The sequence below is a fragment of the Larkinella sp. genome (assembly GCF_965227735.1).
GTDB lineage: Bacteria > Bacteroidota > Bacteroidia > Cytophagales > Spirosomataceae > Larkinella.
In genome coordinates this window covers 202,758-214,735 of sequence record NZ_OZ245776.1, presented here as the reverse complement: position 1 = coordinate 214,735, position 11,978 = coordinate 202,758, and the positions used below count along the sequence as shown (strand labels likewise).

General features: G+C 54.5%; 16 protein-coding genes. 9 read left to right on the top strand and 7 right to left on the bottom strand.

Features of this window, described 5'->3' with window-relative positions; all coding sequences use genetic code 11:
* The first annotated feature begins 4 nt into the window (after positions 1-4).
* Positions 5-1,120 (top strand): caspase family protein, encoded by a 1,116-nt coding sequence (locus tag ACO064_RS00860; RefSeq protein WP_421825541.1) that lies wholly within the window; start codon positions 5-7, stop codon positions 1,118-1,120.
* Positions 1,121-1,259: 139 nt separating this feature from the next.
* Here the strand turns inward: ACO064_RS00860 and ACO064_RS00855 are convergent, their stop codons facing one another.
* Genes ACO064_RS00855 through ACO064_RS00835 form a run of 5 tightly spaced genes read right to left on the bottom strand, consistent with a single transcriptional unit; the run spans position 1,260 to position 4,750 of the window.
* On the bottom strand, positions 1,260-1,460 hold the full coding sequence (locus ACO064_RS00855) for a hypothetical protein (protein ID WP_421825540.1): 201 nt from the start codon (positions 1,458-1,460) through the stop codon (positions 1,260-1,262).
* 18 nt (positions 1,461-1,478) lie between these two features.
* Entirely contained in the window at positions 1,479-1,724 is a 246-nt protein-coding gene (locus ACO064_RS00850; RefSeq protein ID WP_421825539.1) for a hypothetical protein, read from the bottom strand.
* A 17-nt stretch (positions 1,725-1,741) separates the two neighbouring features.
* A complete protein-coding gene (locus ACO064_RS00845) occupies positions 1,742-1,996 on the bottom strand; it encodes a hypothetical protein (RefSeq protein WP_138991655.1) in 255 nt (84 codons plus the stop codon).
* Between the two features lie 23 nt (positions 1,997-2,019).
* The gene (locus ACO064_RS00840) at positions 2,020-4,596 is read right to left on the bottom strand and encodes a WD40/YVTN/BNR-like repeat-containing protein (RefSeq protein ID WP_421825538.1); all 2,577 of its coding nucleotides are present in this window, start codon (positions 4,594-4,596) and stop codon (positions 2,020-2,022) included.
* Positions 4,577-4,750, bottom strand: coding sequence for a hypothetical protein (locus ACO064_RS00835; protein WP_421825537.1), 174 nt, complete (start codon positions 4,748-4,750; stop codon positions 4,577-4,579). Before ACO064_RS00835 ends, ACO064_RS00840 begins: the two co-directional genes overlap by 20 nt.
* A gap of 449 nt (positions 4,751-5,199) precedes the next feature.
* On the opposite strand from ACO064_RS00835, the gene ACO064_RS00830 reads away from it, so the two are divergent.
* Positions 5,200-5,994: an NIPSNAP family protein gene (locus ACO064_RS00830; protein ID WP_421825536.1), complete on the top strand. Its 795-nt coding sequence runs from the start codon at positions 5,200-5,202 to the stop codon at positions 5,992-5,994.
* Here ACO064_RS00830 and ACO064_RS00825 read toward each other — a convergent pair.
* Entirely contained in the window at positions 5,991-6,197 is a 207-nt protein-coding gene (locus tag ACO064_RS00825) for a hypothetical protein (RefSeq protein ID WP_421825535.1), read from the bottom strand. The genes ACO064_RS00830 and ACO064_RS00825 overlap by 4 nt on opposite strands.
* Before the next feature lie 132 nt (positions 6,198-6,329).
* Between ACO064_RS00825 and ACO064_RS00820 the strand changes: the two genes are divergently transcribed.
* Positions 6,330-6,761, top strand: coding sequence for a YopX family protein (locus ACO064_RS00820; RefSeq protein WP_138991658.1), 432 nt, complete (start codon positions 6,330-6,332; stop codon positions 6,759-6,761).
* A gap of 111 nt (positions 6,762-6,872) precedes the next feature.
* Here ACO064_RS00820 and ACO064_RS00815 read toward each other — a convergent pair whose 3' ends face one another.
* Positions 6,873-7,427, bottom strand: a complete 555-nt coding sequence (locus tag ACO064_RS00815; RefSeq protein ID WP_421825534.1) for a hypothetical protein — start codon at positions 7,425-7,427, stop codon at positions 6,873-6,875.
* A gap of 162 nt (positions 7,428-7,589) precedes the next feature.
* On the opposite strand from ACO064_RS00815, the gene ACO064_RS00810 reads away from it, so the two are divergent.
* The 6 genes from ACO064_RS00810 (at position 7,590) to ACO064_RS00785 (ending at position 11,927) form a co-directional block, all read left to right on the top strand.
* On the top strand, positions 7,590-8,171 hold the full coding sequence (locus tag ACO064_RS00810; RefSeq protein ID WP_421825533.1) for an RNA polymerase sigma factor: 582 nt from the start codon (positions 7,590-7,592) through the stop codon (positions 8,169-8,171).
* On the top strand, positions 8,164-9,546 hold the full coding sequence (locus tag ACO064_RS00805) for a hypothetical protein (RefSeq protein WP_421825532.1): 1,383 nt from the start codon (positions 8,164-8,166) through the stop codon (positions 9,544-9,546). The genes ACO064_RS00810 and ACO064_RS00805 overlap by 8 nt, the downstream gene beginning before the upstream one ends.
* 80 nt (positions 9,547-9,626) lie before the next feature.
* Positions 9,627-10,073, top strand: coding sequence for a Rieske (2Fe-2S) protein (locus ACO064_RS00800; RefSeq protein WP_421825531.1), 447 nt, complete (start codon positions 9,627-9,629; stop codon positions 10,071-10,073).
* A 65-nt stretch (positions 10,074-10,138) separates the two neighbouring features.
* Positions 10,139-10,804 carry a hypothetical protein gene (locus ACO064_RS00795; RefSeq protein WP_421825530.1) on the top strand — a complete coding sequence of 222 codons (666 nt, stop codon included), beginning with the start codon at positions 10,139-10,141 and terminating at the stop codon, positions 10,802-10,804.
* 10 nt (positions 10,805-10,814) lie between these two features.
* On the top strand, positions 10,815-11,393 hold the full coding sequence (locus ACO064_RS00790; protein ID WP_421825529.1) for a YceI family protein: 579 nt from the start codon (positions 10,815-10,817) through the stop codon (positions 11,391-11,393).
* A 147-nt stretch (positions 11,394-11,540) separates the two neighbouring features.
* Entirely contained in the window at positions 11,541-11,927 is a 387-nt protein-coding gene (locus ACO064_RS00785) for a hypothetical protein (RefSeq protein WP_421825528.1), read from the top strand.
* Positions 11,928-11,978: the final 51 nt, after the last annotated feature.

The window sequence follows — 11,978 nt, the reverse complement described above, 5'->3', positions numbered from 1 at the left end:
CTTTATGAAAAAAATACTACTTCTTCTGGGCGGTTTAACCGTCCATTTTCTGGCCGGGGCCCAATCGCCCACGGTAATCTCTGCAAAAAGCCAACCCCTGAAACTGAAGGGAGAAGCGCCCCGAAATCTGCCGCCGATGATTACCTGGCAATCACCGGGCACCGATTACCTGCAGGTGAAGCAGCCCGCTTTCACGGTTTCGGCCTGTGTTCAGTCGTTTGAAGCGTTGAAGGAGCATCAGGTGATCGTTAACGGGAAAATGTTTGGTCAGCAACGGGGCATGAAACGGCTGGTTTGCGGTGAACAGGTTTCTCAGGAAGTGTTGCTGCAGGCGGGTGACAATGTTCTCCAAATTACGGCTACCAACTCGGTCGGAACCACCACCTCCACGGTGCGGCACGTTATTTACGAAGCCAAAAAAGATACGGTGATCGGACAGAAGCGGGTGGCGTTGATCGTTGCCAATTCCGATTATGAAAAACACCCGCTCAAAAATCCCGTCAACGACGGTCGCAGCGTGAGGAAGCAGTTTGAAAAGCTGGGATTTACGGTGACCCTCGTGGAAAACCTGAAACTCCGGGAAACCGATCAGGCGCTTGAAAAATTTTATTCGGAATTGGACAGCAGCAATGTGGGCTTGTTCTATTACGCGGGACATGGCATCATGGCAGACAACCAGAATTTTATTCAACCCACCGACGCCGACCCATCGACGGAGGTGGATGCCCGGTATGTTTGCTACTCGCTGGAACGGGTGGTGGCCCGAATGAAAACCGCCAATCCGAACGGTTCCAACCTGGTTTTTTGGGATGCCTGTCGCAATAATCCCTATCGTTCCTGGACGCGCGGTACCGGTCAGCCGGTTTATACCACCATCAATCCGCCGGTCGGAACCTTGATCGTGTATGCCACTGAACCGGGAAAAACCGCCAGCGATGGAAACGAAAACGGTCTGTTTACCAGCGAGCTGGTGAAAAACATCGAAGAACCGAACCTCGACATTTTTGAATTGATCGACCGGATCGATCGGGGCCTTGAAAAACGGGGGTTTCAGCAACCGCCCTACATCGAAGGGCGACTACGGGGCAAACTAATCCTGAACCCCGTTGTCAAACCCTGAGGCAGTTTAGAATTTAAAAGAAGGGAATGCTAAATGAAAAATGATGAATGCTAAATGTAAAAGTGATTTCCAAGTCAGCACTTTTACATTTAATATTCATCATTTTTCATTTAGCATTCTTTACCAGTGGGCGAAAAAACTACTTCCTCGCCCGAAACAGCTTACGCCCGAACTGAATTAAGGCGTCGGTGATGAACCACGTCAGCAAAAACGCGAGGCATTCGAGCACAAAACTGTGGAACTTGTAAAATACCTCAGCCGTTAGCATCGCCACCACCAAAGCCGGGAGTTGTTCGGTCGCGATTCTGAACCACGGCAACGAACGGATCAATGTATACATGGGTTTGTGGTCAGTGGATTAGGATGGAACATCATTCGTGAGGGAGGGCGCGCTCCCCGCTGAGGTCATATCAGCTGCCGGTTGGGCCGATTCTTCCGTTTGCGGGACTGGTGCTGGCGACTCTTCCGTTCCGGCGCCGGGGGCCGCACCGGCGTCGGTAGCCGACGAATGGGATGTGTTGACCTCTGCCTGCTGAACTTCCACCTCGGGCGTTATGCTCACGCCGGGCAGGTCTTTGGTATCGATTTCGATCGTAATTCGCATGGGAATAGGTAGTTAACTTAGTTCAAAACAGCGTAGCGGCCCTCAAAGGTGACGGGCGTGTTGGTCAGGTTTTTCACCGTAATCCAGTAGGTGCAGTGCGTCGCATTCGCCCGCTCCACGAAAATATCCCAGTCGATCTGGGGAGCCCCGGAGCGGGGCGAGGTGGGCATCATATACCAGGTGACATGCCAGCCAACTGGCCAGCTATGCGTAAACCAGCGGTGGGTCTGATTGGGGGCCAGTGTGCCGGTAAATTGTGTTCCTGTTCGCATTGGTATGAATAGTAAAGGGTTGATTAGTAGAAACTTAATATGGCATACCGGCCTTCAAAACTGACGGGAGAACCGGTGTGGTTGGTAACGCTGATCCAGTAGGTGACGTATTCGGCGGAGGCCCGTTCCACCTGCACTTTCCAGCTCACCTGCGGGGCGCCGGGCAGGGGCGAGGTGGGCATAATGGTCCAGATGATGTGCCAGGTCGCGGGCCAGCTATGCGTAAACCAGCGGTGGGTCTGGTTCGGAGCCAGACTGCCGTTCCATTGCACTCCGCAAATGGGAGCCGCCAGCCAGCCATCGACCGGGATTTCCCAAACGCCCCGGTTGCGCATTCCCACCCGCAACACGCGGGCGTGCGGATGATAGAGCAAATCGACCGCCAGCGCATTCGGCAGGCCATTGGCAAAAGCACTCCAGGAAGCCCCGGCATTCAGGGATTGGTAGACGCCCACGTCGGCCGCTACCCATACCCGGTTGGCATTGCCGGGATCGACTTCAACGGCGGTAATGGGCAGATTGGGTAAACCCGCCGTGCAGTTGACCCAGGTGCTGCCGCCATTGTCGGACCGGAACACCCGGTCGCCACTCAGCGAGGTGGACGTTGCCCAGATGCGGTTCAGGTTCGCCGGATTGACGTGTAAATCACTGACATACGCACTGGCGCGGGGCGTCGTCAGGGCCGTCGCCGATGACCAGGCCGTGCCGGACCAACTGATGCGGTACACCTGCCCCGTTGTCGTTCCGACAAAAACCGTATCAGGATTGGGAATGTACATCGCCGATGCTACCTGACCTGCGGGCAGGGCCACTTCCGTCCAGTTGGTCCCCCGGTTTCGGGAAATGTACACACTCTGACCCGCCTGAGCCACCGTGTCGTTGGTCGCTTCCATCGGCGGATAAAACAGGGCATTGTAGCCATCGGGAACATTGGGGCCGATCCAGCCAAACGAACCGAAATTTCCCCCGGTCGTCGAGCGTTCCATGCCCATGCTGTAATAGGAATGGAACACCACGTTTGGGTCGTTGCGGTGAACCCCGCAGTCGCCCCCGTCGCCGTCGGCAATATGATCCCAGGCCGGATTGCCCGTGTAGCGGATGCTGCCGTTGTCCTGCGTTCCGGCCATCAGCCAGCGGGACGACCCGTAATCCTGGGCCATGTATTCAATTTCCGTTATGCCTAAACCGTTGTTGAGCGACGTCCAGCTCGTGCCCCGGTTGGGCGACACAAATAATCCGCCGTCGTTCCCCACATAAACGATGTTGGCATTGGTGGGATCAAATGTGATGGCGTGCTGGTCGGGGTGAATGTCGTCACCGGTTTTGTTGGAAATCGTCACCCAGGTCCAGGTGCTGCCCGACAGGTTTCCGCGGTAGGCTTCAATGGCCCCCAGGTAAATTTCTGCATCCGTATCGGGAGCCACGGCCAGAAACCAGTCATACCACGCCTGTCCGGTCGACAGCCCCGCCGGTCCTCCGGTAATGCGCGACCAGGTTCCCGTACTGGCCCTTCGGTAGAGGTACATCGTGGCTCCGGCTGCGCCAAACGCGTAGGCAACGGCCGGATTCGTGCGGGAAATGGCCACCGCCAGCCGGTCGTAGGCCGCTGGTCCACCCGGTAAGGCAACAGCCGCCCAGGTCTGACCGCCGTTCGTGGAACGGAAAAGCCCACTCTGACAACCCGCCAGCACCTCCGCCGTGGCACCGCCGGAAGGATGGGCCGCCAGGTCCCAGCAGCGTCCCGACCGGCGCAGTGTCCAGGCCGTTCCACCGTCGGTGGATTCATAAATGCCGTGGGTGGTGGCGGCCAGCAAATGGTTGCCGTTGGCGGGATCGACCAGCAAATCGTAAAAGCCCTGCCCTACAAAAGGTGCCGTGGCGTGCATCGTCCAGGTGCTGCCGCCGTTGGTCGAGCGCAGCAAGCCTGCACCCAGCCAGGCGTAAAAATTTCCTTCTCCCGTGCCGCAATAGACCGTGGCCGGAGCCGATGGATTGAAGGCCAATGCGCCAACCGTCAGCGTAGCGGCATAATCCGTGCGCGGACTCCAGGAAGTTCCCCGGTTGAAGCTTTCCCAAATGCCTCCACTTGCTGCGCCACACAAAATATGGTTGGCATTGGACGGGTCGACGGCCACTGCTGAAATCCGGCCCGAAACGACCACGCGGCTTTCGCCGTAAGTCTGCCCGTTGGACATCATCGTGGGACCCAGAAACCGCCATTGAGGACCGAAACCGGTAGGGGGTGACAGGGTCGTTATGGCCGCCGGGGCCGTGGGTTCGGAATCACCGGTATCGGTTTCCGTTGGTTCGACAACAGTGGGTTGCAGGGCCAGGGCGGCATCGACCAGCGCCTGGGCATAGCTCGCAACCACTTCCGGTGGGCCTTCGACCGAGAGGGCTACGGTGGCCGCACGGCGTCGGTTTGCTTTCTGCTTCTCGTCGGCAACCGCTTCCGTGATCGGCAGACCACGTTCTTCCGAAAAGTAGAGCAACCGTTGCAGTACCTTGCTGGTGGGCGGTTTGGGAAGTGTGGCCCGTCCCCGAACCGCCGGAGCGGCCTGGTCGGTCGGGTTCAAGAGATCATCCTTCGGTCCCTTCATCTGACTGAGTCGTTTTGGTTGGTTTTTTCGGTTTCTTCTCGGGGGATTCGGTTTCTTCTTCCGGGAAATTTTCCGGGATACCACGGGCTTCTCTGAACTGTTTCAGACGTTCGGCAGCTTTGTTGTCCGGTTCGTCGGATCGTCGTTTGGTCATAGCATAGCATGATTGATTAGTGGATAGAGGGTAATACGCAGAAAACAGATCAGGAAAAAAACAGAAACGGGCTTGGTATCCACCTGGTTTCAGGGAACAAAGCAGATCGGCGGTTGTAGATGGGTACGGTTGAGGGGAGACTGCGTATAACGCATTAACCGACAACAAGGTAAATGTAATTATCAAAACGGGCCACAAAGTTTTGAGGGAGCGGTCAAAAGAGTTTGTAAGAATAGGGAGATAAAATAGCAGTATTTGTTGTCCGGCCTGGCGGTTTCTGAAAAAAACGGCTCTTCAACCAATCAGGCTGAAACGCCCTATCCGGAACCGGGTGTCCGGCGAATTTCATTTGATGGCGGGTGTTAAAACGTAGCGAATGAGGTAGAATCGGCGGTGGCGGTGCTTTCTGTAGCAGGAAAACCGGGCCTAAGCCCGTATTAAAAACCGCTATGAAAAGACGTAATTTTGTTAAAAAATCCCTGATTACTACCTCTGCTGCTAGTTTCCTGAATCCGTTGACTAAAGCGGCAACGCCCCAACAAAACGCCGGTTCTGAATTCTACGAGCTGCGGATTTATACCTTGAAAAACGGCAAACAGCAGAAAATGGTGGAAAGCTATTTTCAGAATGCTGCCATCCCGGCCCTGAACCGGCTGGGGAGTAAAAACATTGGCGTTTTCACGGAATATCTCCCGCAGGGATTTACGAAACTGGTGACGGTGATCCCGTTTAATTCTCTGGATGAGTATTTCAAGTTGCCCGAAAAGCTGGCTGGCGATGCGGCTTACCAACAGGCGGGTGCCGATTATCTGACGGCCCAGGCTACCGACCCGGCCTATGAACGCATTGAAAGCTCGTTGCTGAAATCGTTTGCCTACATGCCGAAACTGGAAGCTCCGGAGAAAAAACCGCGGATTTTCGAGCTGCGACGCTACGAAAGCCACAACGAAACCGCCGGAAAGAAGAAGATCGAAATGTTCAATGAAGGCGGTGAAATTGCGATTTTCAAGCGCGTCGGACTCACGCCGGTTTTCTTTGGCGAAACCTTGATCGGCCCCATGCGCCCGAATTTGACCTACCTGCTGACGTTCGACAACATGGAAGAGCATGATCAGAACTGGAAGAAGTTCGGCAGCGATCCGGAATGGAAAAAAATCAGTTCCATGCCCGACTATGCCAACGCCCGGATCGTTTCGAACATCACCCGGACCTTCCTGATTCCGACCGCTTTTTCTCAGATTTAAAAACCGACCAGGCCAGTGAATGGCCTGATTAAATGGACATTGCCGAAGGTACAGCCTTTCTTGCTCGCAGAGGTTGTGCCTTCGGCAATTTTCTTCCCGACCGTCGCGGTTGTCAATAACCAGCCGGTAAAATTGTATCCAGCCAAGTCAGGATAAGCTTTTTTAGTTATAGTATAGTTTTGTTGGGTTCTGCGGATGCTCATGTCGAAAAATGGTTGTGCCGTTTACTAAATGTATGCGAAATGATATAAATAAGTAACATTTGACTTCGAAATGTCGCTTTTATGGCATATATTTGTTAGTCATTATCGTATAACTAAAATATAGAAAGGACGATGCAACCAATCCAATCCCGCATTTGGGACGGCCAGAAAATGCTCTACCTGGCCGGGCTGCCCATGACCCCGGAGCCTTATTTATCCATCTGGCTACAGGAAGCCATTGCCCTGGTGAGCCAGGTGTCGGCGGTTGACGAATTGCCGCAGCCCACCAGCTTTTCCTGGCGATTGATGCGCACCATCGGTCAGTCGGATCGGCAGGGCATTCTGCTGTATGAAAGCGATCTGGTGGAGTGGGACGGGCGGATTTTCGAGATTGGCTGGTCGAATCATCGTTGCGGCTACGCCCTGTTTCAACCTCTGGGAACGGGCGAGTTTCCGGCGTTTTCACTCAGCGCCCTGCACGCCCGCCAGTTGCGGGTGCTGGGAAACCGCTACGAACATCCGCAGTTGCTGGAACAACGCTTTTTGTCGCAGGCAGCCGCCTGATCTGAATCTTCCTCATATCCACACCGTTTATTTCCCGAAAGCCACGCCCGTTCAACCGGCGCGGCTTTTTTTATACAACCAGCCAATCGAAAAACCGCACTGCAAGAAAGGTCAGAACGTCAGGACAGCGCGGACGCCAAGACTCCGCCGGGCCGGTACAAACCGGACGCTTGTCGAATGCCGGTGGTTGTAGCGGTTGGCGGCCCTCCGAAACTGAACGGAAGCCCGGTGGTCGAACCAGACCGCTGCCGCGCCCAGCAAAACGCCACTGCCCGCCAGAATTGCTCCGAAGTTTCTGATTCCGCTTGGACCTTCCAATTCCGACCGGACCGGGTTGCCAAAATCACGGTTTGGGTGTTCGTTCGGCATCCGGTCGTGTTCGCCATCGCCGACCACCATCAAACCGACTCCGGTTCCGATCAGCAGGGCCGCCGGGAGGGCCGTTGCCACCGACCACACCCGCAGCGACCGGCCGCGCTGGTAGTATTTTAAGGCCCTGGGCTGGGTTTTCAGGAGCGATCGAACCTCAGACTTCGGAATTTGCTGCCCGCTCGTATCCGTAAAATACCGGCTAAACAGACTCCGGTGGTAACGCAGACCGTCTAAGTCCTGGGCAAAAGCCGGGAAGGTCATGAAAAGGGCGACGGCTGTAACAAGGAATCGCATAGAATGGGTCGGTTGGGTGAAGAGACGATGGCTGTTAGTGATCCATACGGTTTTAATCCACTACGCCGTTGCCTGTGCCCGGTAAATAATTTATATTTCCAGGCAACGGAGAGAAGCCCTTCTGTCGTAAAGAAGGTTGGACCGTAACAACAGCGAACACCTGTGCTATTCCGACGAAACAAATCTCTGGCACTGCCGGAGGTAATCGAGGGGTGTCGGCGTGAAAAACCGGCTGCCCAGAAGCAGCTATTCGAAGCTTATTACAGCTTCGGAGTCAACATCTGTTTGCGGTATGCTGCCACCCGGGAAGAAGCGGAGGAGATGTTCGACGACGGTTTTTTGCGGGTACTTAACAAGATTTCGTATTACGACCCCGACCAGCCTTTCGATGCCTGGTTTCGTACGGTCATGGTGCATTCCGCCATCGACCACTACCGCCGGAACAAATCCCCGCTGGTCTATGCCGACATCGATGACGCTTACGAAGTGGGGGAGACGGACGGGTTGCTGGAGCGACTGGCCGCCGACGAAATTCTGGCGGTTGTTCAGTTATTGCCCCCCGCCTACCGAACTGTTTTTTCATTGCATGTAGTGGATGGCTATAGCCATCCTGAAATTGCCCAGATGCTGGGCATTCATGAAGGTACTTCACGCTCAAACCTGGCGAAAGCGCGTCAGAAATTACAGGAACTGCTTATCGAATGGACCTCTACAAACTCAGTAAACCGACGAAACTATGTCTAACGAACGTTTCGACAAACTGATGAAGAAAAACCTGGAAGCGGTCAGGCCGGGCTACCAGCCCCGGGCCTGGGACCGTTTCCGGAAACGCCTGCCCGTCTCGGGATTCTGGCCCTGGCTGCTGCAGTATGGCGGCTGGGTACTCAGCGGGTTGATGCTGACTGGGTGGCTGACAACGCTTTACACCCTGCATGAAAACCGGCGGGTGCTGGAAACCGTGCATAAAACGCTGCAATCGACGGCCCAAAGCGAAGTTCGCCAACCGGTTGCTCCGGTTCAGCGGGTCGACACGGTCTACATTGTCAAACGAACGGTAGTGGAACACCGGCATTCATACCGTCTGATGACTGACGCTTCGAGTGATCCGGGTCCGGTTGGGCCAACCGATGCCGAAACGGAATCAGGCCGTGAAACCGATTATACCGCATCGAAACCGGCGACGCGGACGACCGGAACGGACTTGCGTCGTCAGCCCGGTTTTAACCCCCGGTTAACGACAATGGCTCAACCCACGAGTCGCGACCGATCGGGTAAAACACCAAACCGGGTCTGGTCGGCAGACAGTCGCCCACCAGCAACGGTTGATTCGATGCAAACACCAGCCCGCACCGACACGGCGCCAGATGAGAAGCAGGAGGTGGCGGGTCAGCCGTCGGTGCCGACTCCGGTGGTCAACCCTGAAAGAGTACTTTCTGATTCAGCAGCACAAACCGGGGCGGTGGCACCCGCTTCATTGCGGCCACAAGTTCCCAAAATTGAACCGAAACGTCCGCCGTTTCGGCTTTCGTCATTACGTCCCCGGGGTGGAATCGAAACCGTGATGACCCGAAACAGTGTGGGGGTTGGGCCGGTTATCGAAGTATTTCCGATGGAAAATCTGGGTTTGTCCGTGGGTGTGTTGGCTACCCGCCAAAATTCGGAAAAGCACCGGGGGCTGAAAGATTTCAATTCGGCTACCGGTCAGGAATTCATTGAACAGTACCGGCCTTATTTACCGGCGCAGTACGACCGGATCGAGGAAATTTCGATCCATACGTCCGGCATCAGTTTGCCCATCACGCTGAAATATTATGTGCCGCTGAACCCGAAATGGTCGTTGTCGTTTCAAACGGGAACAAATCTGGATCTGGCAGCTTACCAGCAGATCAAGTACGAAAGTTATTTTCGGGGAGACGAACAGCACCATTCATTTAGCCTGAAAGCGGAACACCGGGTTTTTCATAATTTTCTGTTCGGTGGTGGAATTCAATTCCACCAGTCGCGCCTTTCAGCGCAATTGATTCCGTATTACCTCTACGATTTTCGTAGCCAGCCCGATGCCCCAAGTGGCAGTAATGTAGGGCTGAAAGCATCGGTTTGGATCGATCTATTCAAGTAAAAACTTTGAAAAATTTTCCGGACGCAGGCAACGGCTGGATAGAGGAAATCCGTATAGCTCATTAAAAGCCATACGAATCTATGTCACAGAATCAGAACTCCGACGCACTGAGCCGTCACCAGTTTCTTCGTCAACTCGGCATGCAGGGGGCCGCGCTACTTGCCGTGTATTGTGCCGGGCAGTCACTGACGGCCTGTAGCAAAAGCTCCGATGTAACGCCTGATCCGCTCACCAGTGCCATCACCGTTGACCTGACCAGTTCTGCCAATTCCGCGCTGAAAACCGTTGGTGGATACATCGTCACCAATAATGTGGTGGTGGCGAACACTGCCAAAGGGTATGTGGCGGTCACAGTGGTGTGCAGCCACGAAGGCAAAAAGAAAGTTCAGCTCCGTAATGGCGAATTTTACTGCCCGGAACACGGCGCCCGTTATGATCTGACCGGAAAAGGACTGAACAGCGAGGGCAGTCACGGGTTGACCGTCTACACCGTGACGCAATCCGGCAATGTGCTGACGATTTCATGAGCTGAGCTTGGTTTTCCAAACAAAAATCATTTCACGAAATGTCATTCAAACGTTCCCCATACCGAATGCGCGCGCGTATTATACTCGGCCTGATTTGGCTGGGTTCTTTCTCCCAAACCTGGGCTCAGACGGTTTCGGCCGATACGATTCCGCCCGTCGAAAAAACGGCTGACCTGCTGGCTGATCTGGACGACAGCACCAGTCAGCAGGCGTTGTTGCCACACAAAATGATCGTCACCCAGCGCATTTTCTGGGGGCCAAAAGGGCTGCTGCGAACCACAAATCTGGCTCCGCTGACGCCCGAAGGCCGGGAAAAAGAGCTGAAAATTCGCCGGACCATGCTGGTGAGCCACCAGGTAATGGGCTTTGTAACGCTGGCGGGTTTTGTGGCCCAGGGTCTGGTAGGCGCTAAATTGTACAACGCTACCGGCGACCAATATGGGCGATTGCTGAATGTGCACAGCACACTGGCTGCGGGAATCAACCTGACCTACGTCACAACCGCCCTTTTATCCCTGACAGCTCCGCCCAAAATGATTGGTGATCGCCGGGGGTTTAGCTCGATTAAACTGCACAAATACCTGGCCGTTGTCCACATGGCCGGTATGCTTGCCACCAACATCCTGGCGAGTTCCATCGAAAACCACCCCGAGCTAAAACCGTATCACCGGGCGGCCGCCTATACAACCTTTGGCGCCTTTGCGCTGTCGGTCGTTGCCATCAAATTTTAACATGCCTCTCATGAATCGTTCAATCGGAATTCTTTCTGCCTTTACCATTGGCATCATCGGGATGCTGGCATTTGTCGCGCCAACTGCATCCCGCAAACTAATGGCTGATAAATCCCAATCGGTGATGACCTACACCATGCACCATCCCATGCATACCTGGGACGGCGTCAGCCGGGAGGTGCAAAGCGTGCTCGTGTATAACGACGCCACCGATCGCATTGAGGCTGTGGCGGTTGCGGTCAAACTGGCGTCGTTCGATAGCCAGAACGCAAACCGGGATTCGCACGCGCTTGAGATTCTGGATGGGATCAGGTACCCCCGCGTAACCTTCAGCAGTACGGGCATCGAACAAACCCAGGATAAACTCAAAATTCGGGGAAACCTGACTTTTCACGGGGTAACCAAACCCATCGAGTTTCAGGCCGTTCGGGCCGATAAAGCCGGGCAATTGCTGGCAACCGGCGAATTTTCAATCAAAATGAGTGACTACAACATCGAGCGCCCGTCGCTGATGATGGTTCCGACCGACGAGTCTTTTTTGGTAAAATTCTCAGTGGCTTACAACAAAACCGCTCCGGTAAATCAATAAATGTTCCTGCTCCTGTGCGCTGATTATCAGTTTACTATTACTTGAAAAAGGTAGCTGGTATTAGATTATTTCCAAATTACAGTAAATGTAAACCTGCCGGAAACTTTCGCCCGGCAGGTTTGTTGTTCGGGTACAATCAGATTAATCATGAAACCTTTTGTTGCTCTGTTGTTAGCGTGCTGGATGTTGGGCGGGAGTTTGCTCCCCGGCTTCAGCATCGACCAGACCTCCCACTGGGGTGATCTGGTGCAGCATTACCAGCAACACCGGGCCACGGACGCCCGGCTGGGTTTCATCGACTTCATCAAAATGCATTACGGGGCCGATTCGGAACACCAGAAACACCCCAACCACAGTCACCAGAATTTACCTTCAGTCGGTCATTCCGCACCGGTTTTTACCCCCAATACCATCTGGCTGTCGGCTCCTCAGCTCTGTCAGGTGCTGGTTGTTGCCAAAACCGATTTCTTTCGCAAGGCTGATCTGTATTCTTTTCTCGCGGTTTTCGCGCTCATCAATCCCCCCCGACGTTAGTTTCCAGCCGCCCCTGACCGACGTGTGTCCACCTGAAACGGGGCCTGCTTT